The sequence below is a fragment of the Pseudomonas sp. SLFW genome (assembly GCF_009905615.1).
GTDB classification, from domain to species: Bacteria; Pseudomonadota; Gammaproteobacteria; order Pseudomonadales; family Pseudomonadaceae; genus Aquipseudomonas; species Aquipseudomonas bambusae.
The window spans coordinates 309,744-332,134 of record NZ_JAAAKW010000003.1; the positions used below are offsets into that span (position 1 = coordinate 309,744).

Below are 22,391 nucleotides of genomic sequence, written 5' to 3' on the forward strand. Positions count from 1 at the left end.
TTCAACCCTGTCAGTCAGCCGGGCACGTGAGTGCGGCGAATACGCGTGTGCCAGACGTGCCGGGAGGCACGGCTCAAGCGATCGAGATAGAGGTACACCACCGGCGTGGTGAACAGCGTCAGCACCTGGCTCAACACCAGGCCCCCGGCGATGGCCACCCCCAGTGGCTTGCGCAGATCGGCGTCGCCGCCACTGCCGAGCGCCAACGGCAAGGCGCCGAAAAACGCCGCGAGTGTGGTCATCATGATGGGCCGGAAACGCATGCGGCAGGCTTCGATGATCGCCTGCTCCGGCGGCAGATGACGGTCTCGCTCGGCCATCAGCGCGAAGTCGATCATCATGATCGCGTTCTTTTTGACGATGCCGATCAACAGCAGAATGCCGATCAGCGCGATCACCGTCAGCTGCATGTTCACCGCCTTGAGCAATAACAGCGCCCCTACCCCGGCCGATGGCAAGGTCGAGAGGATGGTCAGCGGGTGGATGTAGCTCTCGTACAGCACGCCCAAGACGATATAGACCGCCAGCAACGCTGCCGCGATCAGCCAGGGCATGCTCGCGGCGAGGGCCGCATAGGCTTGAGCGGTGCCCGCGAAACCGTATTGCACGTCGCGGGGCATGCCGACCTTGTCCACCGCGTTGTTGATCGCCACGGTCGCCTGATCCAGCGAAACACCGTCCTGCAAGTTGAAGGCAATGGTACTGGTGGCCGACTGGCCCTGGTGCGCGACGGCCAGCGGCGCGTTGTCCGGGCTGAAGGTGGCGAAGGCGGTCAGCGGCACTTGCTGGTTGTCGCTGTTGATCACGTACATGCGGTCGAGCATGGTCGGGTCGCGGGTGTAGAACGGGTCCAGGCCCATGACCACGTGGTATTGGTTGAGGGTTTTGTAGAGGGTCGCCACCTGGCGCTGGCTGTAGGCGTTGTTCAGCAGGTTGTCGATGTCGGTGACGCTCACGCCCAGCCGGCTCGCTGCGGCGCGGTCGATGTGCAGCTTGAGTTCTTGCCCGCCGGTTTGCGCATCGGAGTCGATGCCCGTCAGTTCCGGCAAGGCGCGTAACGCAGTCTCGACCTTCGGTTCCCACTGGCGCAACACGTCGAGGTCGTCCGCCTGAAGGCTGAACTGGTACGTGGCGTTGGCGCTGCGCCCGCCGACGCGAATGTCTTCCGCCGGGGTCAGGAACACCTGAATCCCCGCTGACGTGTTATTCGCTTTGGTAAGACGGTTGGCGATCACTGCCGCGCTGCTGGTGCGCTGGGTGTAATCCTTGAGCCTCACGAAGAAGTCACCGGTGTTGCGCGAGCCTGCCCGCCCGCTGCCGGTGGACGACATCACGGCTTCAACGTCCGGGTCCGCCGCCAGATCGTGTGCGATCTTCATCAGGTACGGCTTGAGCGCCTGAAACGAAATGTTCTGGTCGGCCCGCACCGCGCCCATCAACACCCCGGTGTCCTGGGCCGGAAAGAAACCCTTCGGCACCGTGGCGTACAGGTACACATTGAGCACCACGGTCAGCAGCAGGCTGAACAGGGTCAGCAGCCGGTGACGCAGGACCCAGCCCAGCGCCGTGATGTACGCACCTTGCATTCGGGCCAGTCCGGCTTCGATCCAGCGATACAGCCGCGGCTCAGAGGCATCGTGGGCCGGTTGGCGCAACAGCAACACGCACAGCACGGGCGTCAGGCTCAGGGACACGATCATCGACAGCCCCAGCGCGATGCTCAACGTCACGGCGAACTCACGAAACAGCCGCCCGACGATGCTGCCCATCAGCAGAATCGGGATGAACACCGCGATCAGCGACAGGGTCATCGACAGCACCGTGAAGCCCACTTCCCGGGTCCCCATCAGCGCTGCACGCAGCGGGCGCATGCCCATTTCCTGGTAACGGGCAATGTTTTCCAGCACCACAATGGCGTCGTCCACCACAAAACCGGTGCAGATGATCAGCGCCATCAGCGACAGGTTGTCGAGGCTGTAGCCCAACAAATACATCAGCGAGCAGGTGCCGATCAGCGACACCGGCAACACCACGGCCGGGATCAGCGTCGCCCGCACGTTGCGCAGGAACACGAAGACCACGGCGATCACCAGCAGCGTGGCGATCAGCAGGGTTTCCTCGGTGTCGTGCAGAGACGAGCGCACCGTCGGGCCACGGTCGATGACGCTGATCAATTGCACGTCGCCGGGGATTTCGCGCTGCAACTCGGGAAGCAGCGCCTTGATCCGGTCGATGGTCTGCAACATATTCGCGCCCGCCTGGCGGGTCACCCCGAGGGTCACGGAGGGCTGGCCGTTGTAATAGCCGCCGACGAAGGCGTCTTCCACCGAGTCATAGACGTTGGCCACGTCCCGCAGGTGCACGGCGCTGCCGTTCTGGTAGGTGATGACCAGCGCCTGGTAATCAGCGGCCTTGTCGATCTGGTCGTTGGCGTCGACCACCCAACTCTGCCCGTCGCCCTGCAAAATGCCCTTGGGCTTGGCCTTGGTGGCGTTGTTGATGACGGTGCGCACGGTTTCCAGCGAAATCCCGGCGTGATTCAGCAGGTTCGGCTGAATGTCGATCCGCACGGCCGGCAACGCACCGCCGCGCACCGACACTTCGCCGACGCCGTTCACCTGCGCGACTTTCTGTTGCAGCTTGCTGTACGCGAGGTCGTAAAGCTCGCCGGGGCTGCGGGTCGATGAGGTCAAGGCCAGCATCAACACCGGCGCTTCGGACGGGTTGGCCTTGCGGTAGGTCGGCAACGACGGCATGGAACTGGGCAACAGGCTGCGGGAGGCGTTGATCGCAGCCTGCACGTCCCGGGCGGCACCGTTGATGTCGCGGTCGAGTTCGAATTGCAGGATCAGCGTGGTCGAGCCCTGGCTGCTGGTGGACGTCATCTCGGTGATCCCGGCGATCTGTCCGAGGCTGCGTTCCAATGGCGTGGCCACTGTGGCGGCCATGGTTTCGGGACTGGCCCCCGGCAATGAGGCGCTGACCATGATCGTCGGGAAGTCCACCTGTGGCAGCGGCGCCACCGGCAGCAACGTGTAACCGAGAATCCCGGCCAGGGTGATGCTCAGGCTCAGCAGCAAGGTGGCGACCGGGCGCCGGATGAACAGCCGCGAGAGGTTCATGCCTCGCCTCGGTCAATGCGCGTGCTGCCATGGTTGAAGCGCGCCTTCGCCCGTTCTGACAGGCTATCGAACAGCAAGTAAATCACCGGCGTGGTGAACAGCGTCAGCACTTGGCTCAGCAGCAACCCACCGACGATCACCAGCCCCAGCGGACGCCGCAGTTCCGCGCCCGCCCCGGTCGCCAGCATCAATGGCAAGGCGCCGAACAACGCTGCGAGGGTGGTCATCAGAATCGGCCGCAGACGGAGCAAGGCCGCGCGGTGGATCGCGTCGCGGGCGCTGAGGCGTTGCTGCTGACGGCCTTCGAGGGCGAAGTCGATCATCATGATCGCGTTTTTCTTGACGATGCCGATCAGCAGGATGACCCCGATCAGCGCAATCAGGCTGAATTCGGTACCGGTCAGCAACAGCGCAAGCAACGCGCCGATGGCCGCCGAGGGCAAGGTCGAGAGGATGGTCACCGGGTGAATGAAACTCTCGTAGAGCATGCCCAGCACGATGTACATGGTCACCAGCGCCGCGAGAATCAGCCACAGCGTGTTGCCGGTGGCGGTCTGGAACGCTTCGGCGGCGCCCTGATAACGCAGGGTGATGCTGGTCGGCGCGGCCAGATCGGTCATGACCTGAGCGATGGCCTGCTGCGCCTGCTCCAGCGAATAGCCGTCCGCCAGGTTGAACGACACCGTCACGGCCGGGAATTGATCCAGCCGACTCAACGACAGCGAACCGGTGCGCTGCCCGACCTTGGCAATGTCGGTCAGGCGCACCATCTGTGCAGGTGTTGTGGTGGTCGTGGACGTCGCCGTGCTGCTGGTGCTCGACGACGCGCCGGTGGTGGCCGTAGTCGTGGCGTTGGTGATGCCCGTTGCAGCCGACAGGTAAATGTTGTCGAACGCTGCGAGGTTCTGCTGAAACTGCCCCGGCACTTGCAGCACCACGCGGTACTGGTTGGACTGGGTGAAGATCGTCGAAATCAAGCGCTGGCCGAAGGCGTTATACAGCGCGGTGTCGACATCTGACGCGCTGATCCCGTAACGCATGGCCGCCGCCCGGTCCAGCTCGACATAGGCCACCAGCCCCTGATCTTGCAGGTTGTCGATGACGTCGCGCATTTCCGGGCGCTGTTGCAGTTTCTCCATCAGCTTCGGCACCAGTGCCGAGAGGTTCGCGCTTTCCGAATCGTCGAGGGTGAACTGGTACTGGCTGGGGGTCAGTTGGTCATCGACGGTGAGGTCTTGCGAGGACACCAGATTGAGCTGAATCCCGGCCACCGCGCTGGCGGCTTTTTCCAGACGGGTGATGACCTGAGTGGCGGTTTCGTTCCGGTCTTCGAAGGGCTTGAGGTCGATCTGCAAGCGGCCGTTGTTCAGCGAGTCGTTGTTGCCGTCGACACCAATGGTGGACGACACCGACGCCACGGCCGGGTCCTGGCGCACCACCTCCACCATCGCCTGCTGCCGCCGCGCCATCTCACTGAACGACACGTCCTGGGAGGCCCGGGTAAAGCCTTGAATCAGCCCGGTGTCCTGCGTCGGAAAGAAGCCCTTGGGCACGACGAGGTACAAAAACGCGGTGAGCGCGACGGTGCCGACTGCCACGAGCAACGTCAGCTTCTGGTGATCCAGCACCCACACCAGCCCCCGGTCGTAGCCGTCCAGCACCTTTTGATACTGACGGTCACCCCAGGCGGCAAAACGGCCCTTTCCTTCTTCGGGCACATGGCGCAACAGGTGCGCGCAGAGCATCGGGGTCAGGGTCAACGAGACGATCATCGACACCAGAATCGCCACCGCCAGCGTGATCGCGAACTCCCGAAACAATCGCCCCACGACGTCGCCCATGAACAACAGCGGAATGAGCACGGCGATCAGCGAGAACGTCAGCGAGATGATGGTGAAGCCGATTTCCTGCGAACCCTTGAAGGCCGCCGCCATCGGCTCTTCGCCTTCCTCAAGGTGCCGGGAGATGTTCTCGACCACCACGATGGCGTCGTCGATGACGAAGCCGGTGGCGATGGTCAGCGCCATCAGCGTCAGGTTGTTCACGCTGAAACCGGCGAGGTACATGACGCCAAACGTGCCGATCAGCGAAAGCGGCACCGCGAGGCTGGGGATCAGCGTGGCGGTGAAACTGCCGAGAAACGCAAACGTCACCAACACCACGAGCCCGATGGACAGCATCAGCTCGATCTGCACGTCCTTGATCGACGCACGAATGGTCTGGGTACGGTCGCTGATCACGGTCAGCTTCACCGAATCCGGCAGCGCCGACTGCAAGGTCTGCAATTTCTGCTCGATGCTGTCGACCACTTCGATGACATTGGCGCCGGGCTGACGCTGCACGGCGATGACAATGGCCGGCTGGCCGTTGGCGGTGGCGGACAGGTACTGGTCCTGAGGCGCTTCGGCGGTGGTGGCGACGTCCTTGAGGCGCAGCGCCGAGCCGTTTTCGTAGGCCAGGACCAGTTCGCCGTACTCCACGGCATCCCGCAGCTGGTCGTTGGCGTCGATGGTGATCGAGTGCGACGGGCCGTCAAAACCGCCTTTGGAGCCATTGACGTTGGCGGCGTTGACCTTGTCGTAGACGTCTTCCAGCGTCAGGCCGTGGGCTGCGAGGCTGGTGGGGTTGACCTCGATTTTCACCGCTGGCTGCTGACCGCCCGCCAGGCTGACCATACCGACGCCCGATATCTGTGAGAGTTTGAGGGCGACGCGGGTGTTGATCAGGTCCTGCACACGGGTCAGCGGCAGGCTGTCGGACGTGGCGGCGAGGGTCAGCACGGCGGTGTCGGCGGGGTTGACCTTCTTGTACGTCGGCGGGTTCGGCAAGTCGCTGGGCAGCAGGCTGTTGGCGGCGTTGATTGCGGCCTGCACTTCCTGCTCGGCGACGTCCAGTGACAGGTCGAGGGAAAACTTCAGCGTGATGACCGAGGCCCCCGCCGAACTGGTGGAATACATCTGCGCCAAACCGGCCATTTGGCCCAACTGGCGTTCAAGCGGTGCAGTGACCGCCGACGCCAACACGCTGGAACTGGCGCCGGGATAGAGCGTACTGACCTGAATCGTCGGGTAATCGACTTCGGGCAATGCCGAGGTCGCGAGCAAACGGTAGGCGAAGATACCGGCCAGCATCACCGCCAGCATCAGCAACATCGTGGCGACCGGACGCTGGATAAACAGCCGTGATGGGTTCATGGGGCGGTGGTACCGGCAGTACGCTTGTCGGTTTTTTCGGTGGCGATGTCCGTGCCGGCCTTCTCGATTTCGACCTTGCTGCCGTCACGCAAGTGATCGATGCCCCGCGTCACCACCTGCTCGCCCAGCGCCACGCCCTCGGTGATCACGGTCTGATCGCCCATGACGGGGCCGACCTTGATGCTGCGACGGTTGACCTTGCCGTCCTTCACCGCATACAGAAACTCGCCCGTGCTGCTCAACTGCACGGCGGCAGATGGCACGACGACGGCGTTGTGCAGGGTGTCGGTGGTCAGCTTCACGTTGACGAACTGGTTGGGGTAGAGCTTTTCATCCGGGTTATCGAACTGCGCCTTGAGTTTGATGCTGCCGGTGTTGGTGTCGATTTCGTTGCTGATGAACTTCAGTGTGCCGCTGGCCAACGGCGTGGTGCCCAGTTGATCGAGGGCCTGCACGCTCAGTGATTCGCCTTTGCGCACTTTCGGCAAGAGCGACGCCAGTTGCGCTTGCGGCAGGCTGAACGTCACGGCGATGGGGTTGGTCTGGGTGACAGTGACGATGCCCGTGGTGCTGCTGGACGACACGATATTGCCGGGGTCCACCAGGCGCAAGCCGACGTAGCCGTCGATGGGCGAGACGATTTTGGCGTAGATCAGGTTCAGCTTCGCCGCGTCGATCTGGCCCTGATCGGCCTTTACCGCACCGGCGTACTGCCCGACCGTGGCCATCTGGGTGTCCAGGTCCTGTTTGGCCAGCGAGTCCTTGGCGAATAGCCGTTTATAGCGTTCAGCGGTCAGTTGCGCGCTTTTGAGCAGCGCCTGATTCTGCGCCATGTCGCCCTGGTACTGATCGAGCGTGGCCTGATAGGCGCGGGGGTCGATCTGCGCCAGCAACTGGCCTTTTTTCACGTACTGGCCTTCGGTGAAGTACACCGCAATCAGCTCACCGTCGACGCGGCTGGTGACCGTGACCGAGTAATTCGGGATCACCGTGCCCAGCGCCTGCTGAATCACCGGTACATCCGCTGCTGCTGCCGTCCCGACCGCCACGCTCACCGTGGCGTTGGGGTCGGTCATCCCCGGCCCGGCATGACGTCCGCCGGGGCTGGCAGGCACGGCGCTGCCGTCACGCTGGGTCGGCGCATTGGCGGGCGTGTGCCGAAGGTAAAGAAAGACAGCGACGAGGGCTGCGACTATCAGGAGCGCAATGACAACGATGCGCTTGCGTGAACGGGCTGCCGGGATCTGGGTCATGGGTGACTTCTGCTGGACAAGGGATGACGCGTGCAACGGTCAACGACGCGGCTTGGAACGCGGTCGGTGTAGTGTCATTTAGCCCTCCATGGAGAGTTGTAACAAGCTGTAAAGATGACCTTTTCAGATTATTTACACTGTGAAAGCCCCGTCATTTTTATCGCCAGAAAGTTCCATCCCTACTCTTCAATTAGACAGATGTCTAACACGGCTCAAACATTCCTACGTACTACTACGAGCATCAAATCTGTTACATGCTGGTTATCATCAGCCCGCCTTCGTGCCGACCCCAATAACAAATTTCCGGTGCTGAAAACATGACCCTTTCTATCCGTAGCAAAGTCGTTTTGCTGTGCGTTGTCCCTGCGCTATTGCTCGCCGTGCTGATTACGGGTTTGGCGGTGATGCTGTTGCAGAAAACGGCCGACGACCAGATCAACGACACGCGCCGTACCCTGATCACTGATCGCCAAAACGCCCTGGAACATTCGGTCCAGGTTGCCCAAAGTGCGATCGCCTCCCTGTACGACGCCTCCGCACCCGGCGACCTGACCGCGCGCGACAAGGCCGTCAATGTCCTCAAACAACTGCGTTACGGCACCGACGGTTATTACTTCGGTTACGACGCCAATAGCGTGCGGGTGTTCTGGGCTGACAAGGACGTGAAGATTGGCGAGAGTTTCAGCAACTTTCGCGACCCTGATGGCGTGTTCGTGATCAACGAACTGGTGCGGGTGGCCAAGGCCGGGTCGCACTATCAGCGGTATCGCTTCCCGGTGCCGAACAGCGACAAGGTCGTGCCCAAGATCGGCTATGCGCTGTACCTCGAAAAATGGAATTTGATGATTGGCACGGCGGTGAACATGGACGACATCGACGCTCAGGTCGCCCAAGTGAGCGACGAGCTCAAGTCCCGTCGCGCGGAGCTGGTGTGGCAAATCCTGGCGCTGAGCATCGTGGCGTCCATCCTGCTGGCGCTGTTGGCCGCGTGGCAGGTGAAACGCTTGTTCAATCCGCTGCTGCAACTGCGCCTCCAGCTGGAAAACATCGCCTCGGGTGACGGCGACCTGACCCGTCGACTCCCTGTGACGAGAAACGATGAGCTCGGCGAACTGGCGGTGGCCTTCAACCGTTTCGTCGAGAAAATTCAGGGGCTGATCGGCAACGTCACCGGCATGACCCTGCGCCTGAACACGTTGGTGACGGGTGTCACCGATCAGGCGCAGCGCTCTGAACGGGCCATGGACCTGCAACGTCAGGAGACCGATCAGGTCGCAGCGGCGATCAACGAAATGAGTGCCGCCGCGTTGCAAGTCGCGCAAAACGCTCAGGAAGCGGCTCGGGCGGCCAATCAGGCGCAGCACGAGGGGGCGTCCGCCGGGCAGATCGTCAGCGCCAGTGTCGACAGCATTCACGGGTTGGTGGACAACCTGCGCGTCAGCGGCACCTCCCTGACAAGATTGCAAACCGAGGTGGACGCCATCGCCGGGGTGCTCGGGGTGATTCGCGCCATCGCCGAACAGACCAACCTGTTGGCCCTCAACGCCGCCATCGAAGCCGCACGGGCCGGTGAAGCGGGTCGCGGTTTTGCGGTGGTTGCGGACGAGGTTCGGGCGCTGGCCAGCCGCACCCAGGAGAGCACCAAAGAGATTCACGGCATGATCGGCCGACTGGAAGCGGGCACGGTCGACACCGTCAGCGCCATGAAGCAGTCCAGTGACGCGGGTAACCAGACCCGCGAACAGGCCGCTCGGGCCACCACCTCGCTGGACGCCATCGGCGCGCTGATTTCCACCATCAACGCCATGAACGCCCAGATCGCCAGCGCCGCCGAGCAACAGACCGCAGTCTCCGAAGAGATCAACCGCAGCGTTCAGCAGATTGCATCCTCTATCGAAACCGTCGCCCAAGACACGCAACAGGGGGCCAATACGGCACGGGAGCTGTCGCTGCTCAGTCAGGAACTGACCACGGCGGTGGGGCAGTTCAGGGTGTGAGTCCCCGGTGATTCACACAGGCTTTTGCGTCGGCCGTACCGCCTTCGCGAATGAATTCGCTCCCACGATTGAGGCCGCGGCATGGCTGAACCCTGCGGCGACACCGGCCCCTGTGGGAGCGAATTCATTCGCGAAGGTGGGTCAGGCGACACAGCTCTATCGACCGGACGCGCTTCTCGCGAATGAATTCGTTCCTACGGATGCCCAGCGGTCATCGGGGCCACCCTAAATCTCCGTCCGATAATCGCCCAACTTCGCCACCACAGCCCCCTCTGTCCGCGCACTTTATGGTGTGATGCGCCGGTCGCTTACACGTGGCCGCGCAGTCGAAGTAACCGGGATCGTGAGTGCCCCCTTCCTGACGCCGCCCTTTCAGAACGAGGAGCTGTCCGTGATTGACAAGAGATTCGAATCCATCGCCGCTGCGGTGGAAGGCATACGTGATGGCGCCGTCATCATGGTCGGGGGCTTCGGCAGTGCCGGCATGCCGTCCGAATTGATTGATGGCGTCATCGCCACGGGTGCGCGGGAGCTGACCATCATCAGCAACAACGCGGGTAACGGCGATCACGGCCTGGCGGCATTGCTCAAGGCGGGCAGCGTACGCAAGGTCGTGTGCTCCTTCCCGCGCCAGTCGGACTCCTACGTGTTCGACGAGCTGTACCGCGCCGGTAAAGTCGAACTGGAAGTGGTGCCTCAGGGTAACCTGGCCGAACGCATTCGTGCCGCGGGCTCGGGCATTGGCGCGTTCTACTCGCCCACCGGCTTCGGCACGCTGCTCGCCGCAGGCAAGGAAACCCGCGTGATCGACGGCCGGGACTACGTGCTGGAAATGCCCCTCCACGCCGACATCGCCTTGATCAAGGCCCACAAGGGCGACCGCTGGGGCAACCTCGTGTACCGCAAGGCGGCACGTAATTTCGGGCCGATCATGGCGATGGCTGCGAAAGTCGCCATCGCTCAGGTCGATGAAATCGTGGAACTGGGCCAACTGGACCCGGAACACATCATCACCCCCGGGATTTTCGTCCAGCGCGTGGTGGCCGTGCCGGGCCACGCCGTCTCTCCTTCCGCCACCGCCACTGCCGTCTGAGGCCTGCCATGACCGTCACTCAAAAACTGTCGCGCACTGACATGGCCCAACGCGTGGCCGCCGACATCCCCGAAGGGGCTTACGTGAACCTTGGCATTGGCCTGCCCACGCTGGTGGCCAATTACCTGGGCGACAAGGAAGTCTTCCTGCACAGCGAAAACGGCATCCTCGGCATGGGCCCCTCCCCCGAGCCCGTCGCCGAAGACGATGACCTGATCAACGCGGGCAAGCAGCACGTCACCCTGCTGACCGGCGGCGCGTTTTTCCACCACGCCGACTCCTTCTCGATGATGCGCGGCGGCCACATCGACATCGCCGTGCTCGGTGCCTTTCAGGTGTCCGTCACCGGTGATCTCGCCAACTGGCACACCGGCGCCGAAGGCTCCATCCCTGCCGTCGGCGGCGCGATGGACCTGGCCACAGGGGCTCGCCAAGTGTTCGTGATGATGGACCACCTGACCAAGACCGGCGAAAGCAAACTCGTCGAACAGTGCAGCTACCCGCTGACCGGCATCGGTTGCGTGACCCGCATTTATACCGACCTGGCGATTCTGGATGTTACGGATCAGGGGTTGCTGGTGCGGGAAATCGTGGCCGACATCACGTTTGAAGAACTGCAACAGCTCAGTGGTGTGCCGTTGCGTCAGTAGTTCGTGCCCTCCCGCCATGGCGGGAAAAGAGAACACCGCCCGGCATGCGGGGTGCCGGACGGTGGCCCAGGCCAGCGTTAGAACTTGTAGCCAAAACCGACGGCGAGCATGTGCAGTTCGCCGCCCGCTTCCGTGCCTTCGCTGGGACCGGTGCCCTTGGTGATGTGACGCAGGTCGTACATGTACGAGCCGCTCACTTCGAGGTCTTTGGATACGGTGTAGGTCAACCCGGCCGTGACGCTTTTAGGCTGGTTGCACGGGCAAATGGCAATCAGCGTTGCTTCGTCGTTCGGCACCTGATGGTTGGCCAGCGACACGCCCCCGCGAACCTGCAAGCGGTCGTTGACCTTGTAGTTCGCCCCGAAGCGGAAGACGTTCTGGTTCTGCCAGCCGAATCCCGGCCCACGGCTGGAACCGGGCGCGCCTCCTTCAACCAGCGAGTTGTTAAAGGTTTTCTGACTCGCCCAGTTCAGCCACACGTAGTCGAAGGCGAATGTCCAGTCGCCCCAGTCGTACGCCAGCCCCGCGCCCGCCTGTTGTGGTGCGTTCAACTGCCCGTTTGGAATGATGTCGTCATGGGCGTCCAGTTTCTGAAACCACACCGGTGACGAGTACGTCAGCCCCAGGCGCAGATTGGGCGCAATAGTGCCCAGGTAGCCGACGCCAAAACCGATCCCCAACGCGTGGTCGGTATCGTTGGTCGCCCCGAAGTTTTCCAGACCATGCAGCATCAGGCTTTCATACCCCAGCTTCACCGAGAAACCGAGGTAATGGCCCGGCGCGAACTGGTAGGTCGCGGTGGGCGAAAGAATCAGTTGCCCCAGTTCCGATTTGACCTTCGAGGTGCCGAACGCCGGAATCGGTTTGCCGTAGTCCACCCCCGCGCCGTACCCGGCAGCCGTGAGGCCGAAGGTGACGTCGGGCGAATATTGATAGTTGGCGCCGAAGCCCGGCAGCAACAGAAAGATGTCATCGCTGTTTTTGGCCCCGTGGACGTTGGAACGCAACTGCCCCACGGTCGCCATCACGTTGCCGTCCACCCGCGACCCCACCGCGCCCATGCCGGCCGGGTTGTTGATCGCGGCGGTGGCATCCACGGGATTGGCGATGGATGCCCCGCCCATGCCCATGGCGGTGACCCCATACCCCGCATACTGAGGGCCGTTTGCCGCTTCCACCCTCGCCGCTAACATCACCGTTCCCGCAAGGATGACGCCCAGCACATTTTTCATGACCCTGATTCCTTATATTTATTGTTGGCAGGTCAATGCCCACGGCGTTGCCTCAGGCAAGCCGAACCCGCAACGTCAGCGAGAGGGCCGACGCCGTTGGACACGATCAAAGTTTGTTGAGAAAAGGGGCAGTCCGCCTGCCCCTCAGATGCCGATGCGGTTACGGGCGACCGTCACCACGCCCTACCGCGACGCGGGTGGTGAAGATCGAGGTTTCGACGTCCAGCGCGACCATGGCCAGGAAGATGTTGGGGTGATCGCCCTTGAGCCGGGTGCCCGTCATGTAGAGCGTCTTGCCGTCTTCGCCGCCCAGTGCGACGGAGACCACCTCGTGACCCGGAATGTGAACCCGGTCAGTGATGTTGCCTTGAGCGTCGATGCGTGCGAACTGGTGCGAACGCAACACGGCGAGCCAGATGCCGCCCTCGGCGTCGATGGCGATACCGTCCACGCAACCCAGTTGGCCCGCGCGATCTTCGTCGGTGGGGAAGGCTTTTTTCATGTCGAGGAACACGCGACGGTTCACCAGCTTGCCGTCAACGATGTCGACGATGGACAGGTGCTCGACAAAGGTTTCGGAGAAGATGAGGTGTTTCTGATCCGGGGTGATCACGATGCCGTTTGGAAAGTGGCAGTCCTCAAGCCCCACGTACACGTCCTTGCCGCCCGGCTCGACGATCACGATGCGACCCGGTTTCAGGCCTTCGCCTTCGAACACGCGGGCACCGACGTCGTCGACGTAAATGCGGTCGTTTTTATCGATCACCATGTCGCCAATGTAGCCCGTGAACACGCTGGACAGGTCGGCGTACAGTTCAAGGTTTTCACCCAGCGGCTTGCCCGGCAGGTAGCGGTACAGCCGGGTTTCGTGCATCGAACTCAGGATCAGCGTGCCGTCGGACAGAAAGCCCATGCCGTTGGGTTTGTGCGGCATTTCGGCGATGACGGTCTTTGTGCCGTCTGCATCAACGGTGTAAACCTTTTTGCCCAGCATGTCGGAGACGTACAGCTTGCCGTCCCTCCAACGGGTGCCTTCACCGAAGATCAGGCCGTCGGTCAGCTTCTCTACCACGTATTTTTGTTGTTGTGAGGACATGTCACCTACCACCTTTGTTGTTAGAGATTGTTGAAGTCGCCGTGCAGGTCCACGGCGTTGTTCATGCACGCAAAAAACGGTTTATCGCAAGCGCCCGATCAGAGGATTTCAAACAACCCCGCTGCGCCCATGCCACCGCCCACGCACATCGACACCACGGCATAACGCGCCTTGCGTCGTCGGCCTTCGAGCAGCACGTGCCCGACCTGGCGAGCGCCCGTCATGCCATACGGATGGCCGATGGAAATGGCGCCGCCGTTGACGTTGCAGCGCTCGGGGTCGATCCCCAGTTGCTGCTGGCAGTACAGCGCCTGGCAGGCGAAGGCTTCGTTGAGCTCCCAGAGGTCGATGTCCTGAACCGTCAGCCCGTGTTGCCTGAGCAGTTTGGGGATGGCGAAGATCGGCCCGATGCCCATTTCTTCCGGCGCCAAGCCCGCCACGGCGATGCCGCGGTACAGACCCAGCGGGACTGCGCCCTCTTGCGCCGCACGCCGACTGTCCATCAGCACGCAGGCACTGGCGCCGTCCGATAGCTGACTGGCATTGCCCGCCGTGACGCTGCCTCCCACGATGACTGGCGACAGCTTGGCCAGGCTGTCGAGGGTGGTGTCGGCCCGATTGCCCTCGTCCCGCGCCAGCAGCACCGGCTCAAAACGCACCGCGCCGGATTCCTTGTCGACGATGCGACGCTCCGCGCTGATCGGCACGATCTCGTCGTTCAACAGGCCGTTGGCTTGGGCGCGGGCCGTGCGCAACTGCGAACTCAAGGCGAATGCATCCTGCGCTTCACGGGAAATGCCGTATTTGCGCGCCACGTGTTCGGCGGTTTGCAGCATCGGCATGTAGGCGTGAGGCACGGCTTGCTGCACGGTGCGATCCGCTTCCTGGGCCACCCACTGGAAATAGGCGTCCTGGACGGCCGAAATGTTTTCCTGCCCACCAGCGGCCACCACCTCCATACCGTCATGCAGAATCTGCTTGGCTGCCGTGGCGATGGCCATCAGCCCGGACGAGCATTGCCGGTCGAGGGTCATCCCGCTCACCGACACCGGCAGACCGGCCGCGAACACCGCATTGCGCGCCAGGTTCGAACCGGCGGTGCCCGCGGCTAACACCGTGCCGATCACCACGTCGTCGATGAGCGCAGGATCGACCCCAGCGCGCTCCACGGCATGGCGCAGCGCGTGGCCCATGAGGGTCGGCGACTTGATGTGATTGAGCGAGCCGCGCATGGCTTTGCCAATGGGCGTGCGCGCCGTTGACACGATCAGGGCTTCACGCATGGTGACCTCCTGTCGCGCGCTGATGCTCGCGCAGTGCCGATTTCAGCGCATCGGGCAGTGGCAGGCCGGTCATCTGCGGGGTGACGCAGATCGGCGAGAACACCCCTTCGAACGCCACGCTGCCGTCCGGCAAAAACGCGGTGGCGTGCAGATCGAACGTGCGCTGACGGACCTCGCCCACGTCGATACGAATGTCCACAACCGAACCCGGCGGCAGGCTTTTGTTGAAGGTCAACGACATGTGTTTGCAGGCGAGGCCGCCGTTGCCGGTCCTGGCTTCAGGCCCCCAGCCGATATGGCCGTAGAAATGCATGACCGCGCCGATCAGAAACTCGGTGAATCGACCGGTGTACGCGACACCGGCGGGATCACAGTCGACCCAGCGCACCGTGCGCCGGACAATGAAGGGCCGTTCGGCGACGACGTATTCGATGCCGCCGTTCATGCCGCACTTCCCGTACGCCCGAGGCGCACCATCAGCTCAGGGTACTGGTCACGCAGGCGATCGTCGTCGACACGCCCGGTGCGGGTCATGAACTGGTAGACGAATTCCTCGGGGGTGTACGTGTCCATCCACTGCCCCATCCGCTCGTACCACAGGTAAGAACGTTCGGACGCACCGATCAGCTTCTGCTTGCTGGGGCGGTGGGTGCTTTCATAGGCCTGCAAACCTGCCAGCGCGTTGTCCTCGTGGGACAGCAGCGCGTTCGCCAGTGCAATGGCGTCGTTCATGGCGATGCGCGTGCCCGAGCCGATGGAGAAATGCGCGCTGGCCAAGGCATCGCCCACCAGCACGTGACGACCGCTGACCCAATGGGCGTTGCGAATCACCGGGAACTGGCGCCAGACCACGCGCACGTTGCCACTGATCAACGGCGCGCCTTCCAGTTCAGGGGCGAATATCTGTTCCATCAACGCCTGACGCGCGTCTTCGGACAGCGCGCCGAGGTTCAGACGCTCCCATGTCGCGTCGTCGCATTCGGCGACGAAGGTGCTCATTTCATCGCTGTAGGCGTAATAGTGCGCGACGAAATGCCCGCCCTGGTATTTGCGGAAGACCAGTGCGGACGCCTCGAAGACCTTCGGCGTGCCATACCAGGCAAAGTGATTGCCGAGGGTGTGGGTGGTGGTGCCGAAACCCGGTTCGAACTCGCGACGGATGACCGAATTGATGCCATCGGCACCGACCACGACGTCCGCGTCCTGCAGCCCGAATCGCGCCAGATCGGCCGTGCTGTCGATGCGTTGGCAGTAATGAATGACCACCCCCGCCGCTTCCGCATGCCGCTCCAGAATCTGCAACAGGGTCAGGCGCGGAATCGCTCCGCCCTTCACCGGCAGGCGAAAACCGATCGCGGTTTCATCCTGCACGATCACCTGATGCTGGTGCTGACGGGTGGCTTCGGAAAGCGCGTCGTACGAGCCGGCATCCGCTTCGCGCAGCTGTTGCAGACCGGTGTCCGCCATGACCACGCCGAAGCCGAACGTGGCGTCTGCGGCATTCTGTTCGATGATTTCGACGGACCAGTCTGGCGCACTGCGTTTGAGCAACAGCGCCAGGTACAGACCGGACGGACCGCCGCCGACAATGGCCACCTTCATCATTGCGCTCCCCGGCTGATCTGCAGGCGATAGCGGTCAAACTCGGTGACCTGACCGACGAACCCGCCGGTCAGCGCCGCATTCCACAATGCCGGGACGAAACCCAGTTTCTTGCGTTCGAACACCAGCGCGTCTTGGGCCGTGATTTTCCAGTAACCATTGCTCAGGTGTTCGAGACCGTAATCCGGGTTCGCTCGGGCGGCGTCCACCAGCGGCTGAAATTCCGGGGCATCAAGGACGAAGAGCACCACCTCGTCGGTGTTGTCCGGCGCAATATCGGCGGCCTTGTCCAGCCAGACCTGATCAATCCCCACGAACGGTGCACTACCCGCGAGGTGCGCGTCTTCATGGGCCATCGCCGCTTCCAACGTGCGGGACGCGTCCTCACCATCAAGTGCGTTCATCGGGCGCTCTTGAATGGTGATTTCCATGTAATAGCCGTTCGGGTCGTTGAAGTAGATCGACTCGATCAACTCGTGGCGGATCTGGAAGATCAACGGGATCTGCTGTGCCTCCAGACGGTCGCGCCATTCCAGCAACTCTTCGCGGGTGTCCACGCGCCACGCAGTGTGCGTTGCTTCATAGCGATAGTCGGCCACCGGCAGGGTGAAGTCCGGCTGTTCGGTGTTGATGTAGTAGAAAAACGCGATGGTGCTGTGGTTGCCGCTGTCGAAAAAGAAGTGCAGGAAATCGGGATGGTTGGAGGGCCCCCAGGCGCGTGCCGAGATGGCATGCACCAATGGCAGGCCAAGTTTGTCCCGATAGAACTCCACGGTTTCACGCAGCTTCCAGGTGGGTCTGGCGCTGTGGTGAACGCCTTTGAGAACGGGCTGTTTTACAGTCATGGGAACGACTCCTGTGAACGGCGTCGGAGGACGCCTGTTGCCAGGGGGCTGACGCGCAGCCCCTTTAATCAAATGAACTCAACAGCCCGGACTCAGCCCGCAAGCTGGGCACGCTCAGCCTCGACACTCTTTTTCACGATGTCGCGCAGGCCTTCTTTGCTGAGTTTTCCGGACGCGGTCAGCGGGAACGACGCCAGCACTTCCACGCGCTCCGGCCACTTGAACTTGGCCAGTCCGTAGTCCTGCAGGAACTCCCCGAGTTCGGCCACGCTCGGCGCAGCAAAGCCATCGCGCAGCACCAGCGTCACGCACAGGCGCTCGTCGAACACCGGGTCCGGGTAGCCGACCGCCGCCACCGCCGCAACGGCCGGGTGACCGGAGACCGCCATTTCCACTTCTTCGCAGTTGATCTTTTCGCCGCCACGGCTGACCAGGTCCTTGAGGCGGCCGCAGAACACGTAGTAGGTCTTGCCGTCGATGAGTTTGGTGAACATCAGGTCGCCGGAGCGGTAGTAGCCGTCGCGGGTGAAGGTCTCGCGGTTGCGGTCTTCGGCGTTGTAATAGCCGTGAATGGTGTACGGGCCCTTGAACACCGGCTCGCCGATTTCGCCGGGCTTGGCGTCCTCGTCCGTGCCGGGCACCACGATGCGGATCTCGTCGAACTCGGACACCGGGCGGCCGTTGGTGGTGTCATGGGCTTCTGCCGGGTCATCGCGGTGGGTCAGCGCGATCACGCCCTCGGTGATGCCGAAGATATTGTGGGTGCGCACGCCGAGCAGTTTCTGCAACTTGGCCGCGCTGTTGGCGACAATCACGCCTCGGGCATTGGACAGGTCCACACGCCCTTCCTGAATTGCCGACTCCAGACGCGCAATGATCGGGCCGCCCAGCATCAGCCAGGTCGGCTGGGTGGTGGCGATCAACGAGATCAGGGTTTCAGGCTGCAGATCCGGGGTGATCGTCACCGTGCCGCCGGTCATCAGGAACGGCCCGAAACAGCACCCCATGTTGAGGTTGTGCACCATCGGTTGCGGCATGAACAGCGTGTCGTCCGGACGGAAGCCCAGCCACTTGGCCACCGAGCGCATGTTGTAGAGGTATTCGTTGTGGAAGCGCGGAATGATTTTCGGCACGCCGGTGGTGCCGCCGGACAGCTGAAAAACGGCGACCTGAAACGGGTCAAGATGCACCTGCCCCACCAGCGCTTCGGCTTCGGCCAGGTCGATCCCCGCGATCAGTGCGTCCTGAAACAGCACCCCGTCCTGAGGCTCGCCGCGCACCTGCATGATGAGCTTCAGCGACGGCGCCGCTTCCTGCATCTTGCGGGCGAAGGCCACGCTGTCGAACTTCTCGACTTCATCGCCCTGCACGATGTGCAACCTGGCTTCACCGTGGTTGGCCAGATAGCCGATTTCACGCTCGCGGTGGGCGGCCATGGTGCAGATCGGAATCAGCCCGGCCTTGAGGCAGGCGAAGAACGAAATGACCAACTGCTCGCTGTCGCGCAGCTGGTAGATCACGCGATCCAGCGGCTTGAGCCCTTGTTGGATGAAGGCCCCGGCCAACCGAGTGGACAACGCATCCAGCTCGCGGTAGGTCATGCGCAGTTTCGGACCCAGCAGCGCGACGTTGTCCGGGTGATGCCGAACCACCTCTTTCAGCCCGTCAACAAGGGTTTCGTGGCGCAATGCGCCGCCCGCGACGTAGCGGTCAAGGTCGGCCTGTGGTGGATAGACGACACCGGCAATCGGCTCGGCGACGCGGTTCAGTCGTGGGGTGTGTACAGCCGCGGATTCATTTTTTGTAATTGTCATGAGCGAACGCCTTTGTCTTGTCAGAAGTTTTCTTGAAGCCAACGTCTCAGGTGCTGGCCCGCGAGGACCTGGCCGGACGTCTCGCCCGCCTCCAGCGCCTGGCCGTGGTGGTTGCCACGCACGCGGTGCCGTTCTTTGCATGAAGCCGGGATCGCCTCATAAATCGCGTCCACGTCCTGCGGAAATACCGCGTTGTCGCCGCTGTATTCGATCAACAGCGTGGGTTGTTCGATGGCGTGCGCGCATTGGGCCAGAGAGGCGTTCGACGACAGGCCCGACCAGGTCGAGAGCCACGACTCGGGGGTGACAATGCGACCGAAACCCACACTGCCCAGGTTCGAGACGAACGGGTCGGCGCCCCATAACGAACCGACGAAACGGTCGGACGGATCGAGGGAAATATCCCAACTGCGCAGGTCGGCGTCGGTGCGCCACACCTGAAAGATCGCCCCGTGCGCCGCCAGCGCCCGGTCTGCGTTCGCGCCACTGGTTTTCAGGCGATGACGTGCTGCCTGACGACGTTCAATCAAATCACGGGCATGGGCATCGATACGCTCGACACGCTGACGCTGCGCCGCCCGATAACGTTCGATGAAGTCTGCACTGTAACCGGCAGAGTCAGGCGGCATGCGGAAGCCGTTGGCCTCGCTGAACGGGTCCAGCGTCGGGTCGGTGGAGAACGGGTCGCGCTCATCTGTCACCGACGGGTCCAGCGCGTTCATCAGCAGAATGCCTTGGCCGGGATGCGGCGACACCAGCGCGATGCCGTCTGCGACCGGGAATTCGGCGGTGTCGAACTTCGTGGCGCGGCCGGCCGGGGTTTTATCGATGCGTCTTTCCGCGGCCTGTGTCGATTGCTGGTTGTAGTAAGCGAACAGACCGGCGCCGCCCGAATTGCCCAGCAGCACGATGGTGTCGAACCCGGCGGCACGCAGATGACGCATGCCTGCGGCGACGTCGTACAGCGCGAATTCGTGTTCCAGACGCAGGTCATTGCCAATCGAGCGCGCGCCTTGCACCCAGCACGCCCATCCTGCGTCCAGCGCATCCGGCACGAGGTAGTGGGTCACCACCAACTCCCGGGGGTGCATGATGAACAGCACTTTGCGCTCGCCGCCTCGGGAGAAGAGCACGCCGAGTGCGCCTTGGCCGTCCTGTGTCGTCAGCGGCACCGGCGTCGAACTGAACGGAACGGTCATGCGATCCGCTTGCCAGGACGCGCCGCGCAAACCTGCCGTCACTGCCACTTTCTTGTTATTGGAATCAGCCACTGTGGGCCCTCCTGCCAAGCCTCGAAAGGCCGTTGAGATCGCCTTTTTGAGATAGGCTCAATTAGGCGTTGAGCAGAAGATAGAGCACTATCTGAGAGGGTGTCAATTAGCGTTTTGAAAAATAGTTTCTGAGGCTTCCCTCTCCCTGATCCTGCAACCCTGCTCTGGCCTTGCCTTCATTGAGGGCTTTAGAAAACGTGACAGGCAGTGATAATCTGAGGCCGTATCAATTAATTCCAGGGAACTGTCGGATGTCAGAGAAAACCAAAGCCGCTGCAACCCCCAAGGCCGCGCCCGTCAAAAAGGTCGGACGGCGGCCCAAGAGCGGCCAGGATGTCTCGCGGGAAGCCATGATCGAATGCGCCGTGAGGATCGCCCGGAGTGAATCCTTGAACGAAGTCAGCATGGTCAGGATCGGCAAGGAACTCGGGGTGGCCGCTGGCATGGTGCATTACCATTTGGGCAGCCGCGACGAACTGATCAGCGCCGTGATCAACGCCGCGTTCAAGGAGCGTCTGGAAAGGCTGCCAGCGCCGACCGGCGCGTGGCGTCACGATCTGGAGCAGTTTGCCCTGTCGTCGCTGGACACCATGGGCCGCTGGCCGGGGCTGGCGACGTACATCCTGACCGAGAACAAATTTCGCCTGTTTCAGCGGGTCCAGCCCGGCGAGACCGATTACGGCCTGGCGTACTTCGATCACATGGGACGGATTCTGATGAGCATGGGCGTTTCGGGGCCCATGGGCGCGATGATCTACCACCTGCTGCTTTTGTTCGTGTCGGTCATCGCCGCCGAAAAGGAAAACCGTCAGTCGCCCAAGACCCACGGGGATTTCATCAGCGGTTACCTCGCCCGCTTCGCCAACGACAGTTATCCGGGTGCGGCATTTCTCGCAGCGCCGTTCGCCTCGCTCAACAGTCCTGCCACTTATGAAACCGGGGTGTCGATCCTGCTGGACGGATTCGAGAAATGGATCGAGGTGCCACAGCCCTCCGCCAAGGCGTGAATCACGTCATCGCAGTTGACTTATCCCGGGATAAACCCTGGTTGTGCCCCCTGATTTCACAGGATGCTTTCTCTTGAGCAGCTACCTCGACCTGGACCTTTTGCGCACCTTTCTTCTCATTGCCGAAACCGGCGCGCTCAGCCGGGCCGCTGGCCGCGTAGGCCGCACCCAGGCGGCCGTCAGCATGCAGATGAAACGCCTCGAAGACATCGTGGGTCAGCCGCTGCTCACCCGCACCGGTCGAGGTGTGAACCTGACGGCCCATGGCGAACGGCTGCTGCCCCATGCGCGCAAGATTCTGCGCGCCCACGATGAGGCCATGGCGCAACTGCGCGGCGACGCGCTCTCGGGGATCATCCGGCTGGGCTGCCCCGACGACTACGCCACGGTGTTTCTGCCTGCCCTGCTCCGGGATTTCGCGGCGTTGCACCCACAGGTGCAGGTCGAAGTGTTCTGCGCACCGACGCCACGGCTGATCGAACGCGTCAACGCCCACTTGCTGGACATCGCGATCATCTCTGAAGCGCACACCGACAACGCCCCCTCAGCCATTCGCCTGGAACCTTTGGTGTGGGTGGGCGCCAAGGGCAGCGACGCGGCGCAGACGGAGACTTTGCAACTGGCCCTCTCAGACCCGGACACCCTCGACCACCAGGCCGCCGTCAACAGCCTCGAAGCCGTCGGCAGACCGTTTCGCCTGGCCTACGCCAGCCACAGTTTGACCGGGTTGTGTGCGGTCGTACGGTCGGGGCAGGCCATCGCCGTGCTGACTCAGACCGCCGTGCCTGCCGATCTGCACATCCTGCGCAGTGACAGCGGATTGCCCGCGCTGCCGCAGATCTCCATCACCCTGAAACTCGACCGCCAGAAAACCTCCGGGCCGGTCGCCGCCATGGAAGCCCACATTCGCGCGCAGCTCCCGCAGTTGTAAA

16 protein-coding genes are annotated in these 22,391 nt (G+C 62.6%); 5 read left to right on the forward strand and 11 right to left on the reverse strand.

What is annotated here, in order from left to right:
• Positions 1 to 14: 14 nt before the first annotated feature.
• Genes GVN17_RS07325 through GVN17_RS07335 form a run of 3 tightly spaced genes read right to left on the reverse strand, consistent with a single transcriptional unit; the run spans position 15 to position 7,569 of the window.
• The gene (locus GVN17_RS07325; protein WP_166594560.1) at positions 15 to 3,122 is read right to left on the reverse strand and encodes an efflux RND transporter permease subunit; all 3,108 of its coding nucleotides are present in this window, start codon (positions 3,120 to 3,122) and stop codon (positions 15 to 17) included.
• Positions 3,119 to 6,316, reverse strand: a complete 3,198-nt coding sequence (locus tag GVN17_RS07330) for an efflux RND transporter permease subunit (RefSeq protein WP_166594561.1) — start codon at positions 6,314 to 6,316, stop codon at positions 3,119 to 3,121. Before GVN17_RS07330 ends, GVN17_RS07325 begins: the two co-directional genes overlap by 4 nt.
• Entirely contained in the window at positions 6,313 to 7,569 is a 1,257-nt protein-coding gene (locus GVN17_RS07335; protein ID WP_178115708.1) for an efflux RND transporter periplasmic adaptor subunit, read from the reverse strand. Before GVN17_RS07335 ends, GVN17_RS07330 begins: the two co-directional genes overlap by 4 nt.
• Before the next feature lie 317 nt (positions 7,570 to 7,886).
• Between GVN17_RS07335 and GVN17_RS07340 the strand changes: the two genes are divergently transcribed.
• The 3 genes from GVN17_RS07340 (at position 7,887) to GVN17_RS07350 (ending at position 11,309) form a co-directional block, all read left to right on the forward strand.
• Complete coding sequence (locus GVN17_RS07340) at positions 7,887 to 9,566, forward strand: methyl-accepting chemotaxis protein (protein ID WP_166594562.1); 1,680 nt, start codon at positions 7,887 to 7,889, stop codon at positions 9,564 to 9,566.
• Positions 9,567 to 9,957: 391 nt separating this feature from the next.
• Positions 9,958 to 10,659, forward strand: coding sequence for a 3-oxoacid CoA-transferase subunit A (locus GVN17_RS07345; RefSeq protein WP_166594563.1), 702 nt, complete (start codon positions 9,958 to 9,960; stop codon positions 10,657 to 10,659).
• A gap of 8 nt (positions 10,660 to 10,667) precedes the next feature.
• Positions 10,668 to 11,309: a 3-oxoacid CoA-transferase subunit B gene (locus GVN17_RS07350; RefSeq protein ID WP_166594564.1), complete on the forward strand. Its 642-nt coding sequence runs from the start codon at positions 10,668 to 10,670 to the stop codon at positions 11,307 to 11,309.
• A gap of 77 nt (positions 11,310 to 11,386) precedes the next feature.
• Here the strand turns inward: GVN17_RS07350 and GVN17_RS07355 are convergent, their stop codons facing one another.
• From GVN17_RS07355 to GVN17_RS07390, 8 genes are all read right to left on the reverse strand, one after another.
• Positions 11,387 to 12,541, reverse strand: coding sequence for an OmpP1/FadL family transporter (locus GVN17_RS07355; RefSeq protein WP_166594565.1), 1,155 nt, complete (start codon positions 12,539 to 12,541; stop codon positions 11,387 to 11,389).
• 160 nt (positions 12,542 to 12,701) lie between these two features.
• Entirely contained in the window at positions 12,702 to 13,637 is a 936-nt protein-coding gene (locus GVN17_RS07360; RefSeq protein ID WP_166594566.1) for an SMP-30/gluconolactonase/LRE family protein, read from the reverse strand.
• A 98-nt stretch (positions 13,638 to 13,735) separates the two neighbouring features.
• A complete protein-coding gene (locus GVN17_RS07365) occupies positions 13,736 to 14,920 on the reverse strand; it encodes an acetyl-CoA C-acyltransferase (RefSeq protein WP_166594567.1) in 1,185 nt (394 codons plus the stop codon).
• A complete protein-coding gene (locus GVN17_RS07370) occupies positions 14,913 to 15,365 on the reverse strand; it encodes an acyl-CoA thioesterase (protein ID WP_166594568.1) in 453 nt (150 codons plus the stop codon). The genes GVN17_RS07365 and GVN17_RS07370 overlap by 8 nt, the downstream gene beginning before the upstream one ends.
• Positions 15,362 to 16,522: an FAD-dependent monooxygenase gene (locus GVN17_RS07375; RefSeq protein ID WP_166594569.1), complete on the reverse strand. Its 1,161-nt coding sequence runs from the start codon at positions 16,520 to 16,522 to the stop codon at positions 15,362 to 15,364. The genes GVN17_RS07370 and GVN17_RS07375 overlap by 4 nt, the downstream gene beginning before the upstream one ends.
• On the reverse strand, positions 16,522 to 17,367 hold the full coding sequence (locus GVN17_RS07380) for a VOC family protein (RefSeq protein ID WP_166594570.1): 846 nt from the start codon (positions 17,365 to 17,367) through the stop codon (positions 16,522 to 16,524). Before GVN17_RS07380 ends, GVN17_RS07375 begins: the two co-directional genes overlap by 1 nt.
• Positions 17,368 to 17,459: 92 nt before the next feature.
• Positions 17,460 to 19,181, reverse strand: a complete 1,722-nt coding sequence (locus GVN17_RS07385) for an AMP-binding protein (RefSeq protein WP_166594571.1) — start codon at positions 19,179 to 19,181, stop codon at positions 17,460 to 17,462.
• Between the two features lie 20 nt (positions 19,182 to 19,201).
• On the reverse strand, positions 19,202 to 20,452 hold the full coding sequence (locus tag GVN17_RS07390) for an alpha/beta hydrolase (RefSeq protein ID WP_178115709.1): 1,251 nt from the start codon (positions 20,450 to 20,452) through the stop codon (positions 19,202 to 19,204).
• 251 nt (positions 20,453 to 20,703) lie between these two features.
• Between GVN17_RS07390 and GVN17_RS07395 the strand changes: the two genes are divergently transcribed.
• Together GVN17_RS07395 and GVN17_RS07400 are read left to right on the forward strand one after the other, a co-directional pair.
• Positions 20,704 to 21,459 (forward strand): TetR/AcrR family transcriptional regulator, encoded by a 756-nt coding sequence (locus GVN17_RS07395; RefSeq protein WP_166594572.1) that lies wholly within the window; start codon positions 20,704 to 20,706, stop codon positions 21,457 to 21,459.
• A gap of 73 nt (positions 21,460 to 21,532) precedes the next feature.
• Complete coding sequence (locus GVN17_RS07400; RefSeq protein ID WP_166594573.1) at positions 21,533 to 22,390, forward strand: LysR family transcriptional regulator; 858 nt, start codon at positions 21,533 to 21,535, stop codon at positions 22,388 to 22,390.
• Position 22,391 lies beyond the last annotated feature (1 nt).

Excerpts from the sequence above, each read along its gene's own strand:
- GVN17_RS07325 (WP_166594560.1), bottom strand. The coding sequence starts at position 3,122 with ATGAACCTCTCGCGGCTGTTCATCCGGCGCCCGGTCGCCACCTTGCTG.
- GVN17_RS07330 (WP_166594561.1), bottom strand. The coding sequence starts at position 6,316 with ATGAACCCATCACGGCTGTTTATCCAGCGTCCGGTCGCCACGATGTTG.
- GVN17_RS07335 (WP_178115708.1), bottom strand. The coding sequence starts at position 7,569 with ATGACCCAGATCCCGGCAGCCCGTTCACGCAAGCGCATCGTTGTCATT.
- GVN17_RS07340 (WP_166594562.1), top strand. The coding sequence starts at position 7,887 with ATGACCCTTTCTATCCGTAGCAAAGTCGTTTTGCTGTGCGTTGTCCCT.
- GVN17_RS07350 (WP_166594564.1), top strand. The coding sequence starts at position 10,668 with ATGACCGTCACTCAAAAACTGTCGCGCACTGACATGGCCCAACGCGTG.
- GVN17_RS07355 (WP_166594565.1), bottom strand. The coding sequence starts at position 12,541 with ATGAAAAATGTGCTGGGCGTCATCCTTGCGGGAACGGTGATGTTAGCG.
- GVN17_RS07360 (WP_166594566.1), bottom strand. The coding sequence starts at position 13,637 with ATGTCCTCACAACAACAAAAATACGTGGTAGAGAAGCTGACCGACGGC.
- GVN17_RS07365 (WP_166594567.1), bottom strand. The coding sequence starts at position 14,920 with ATGCGTGAAGCCCTGATCGTGTCAACGGCGCGCACGCCCATTGGCAAA.
- GVN17_RS07370 (WP_166594568.1), bottom strand. The coding sequence starts at position 15,365 with ATGAACGGCGGCATCGAATACGTCGTCGCCGAACGGCCCTTCATTGTC.
- GVN17_RS07375 (WP_166594569.1), bottom strand. The coding sequence starts at position 16,522 with ATGAAGGTGGCCATTGTCGGCGGCGGTCCGTCCGGTCTGTACCTGGCG.
- GVN17_RS07380 (WP_166594570.1), bottom strand. The coding sequence starts at position 17,367 with ATGACTGTAAAACAGCCCGTTCTCAAAGGCGTTCACCACAGCGCCAGA.
- GVN17_RS07385 (WP_166594571.1), bottom strand. The coding sequence starts at position 19,181 with ATGACAATTACAAAAAATGAATCCGCGGCTGTACACACCCCACGACTG.
- GVN17_RS07395 (WP_166594572.1), top strand. The coding sequence starts at position 20,704 with ATGTCAGAGAAAACCAAAGCCGCTGCAACCCCCAAGGCCGCGCCCGTC.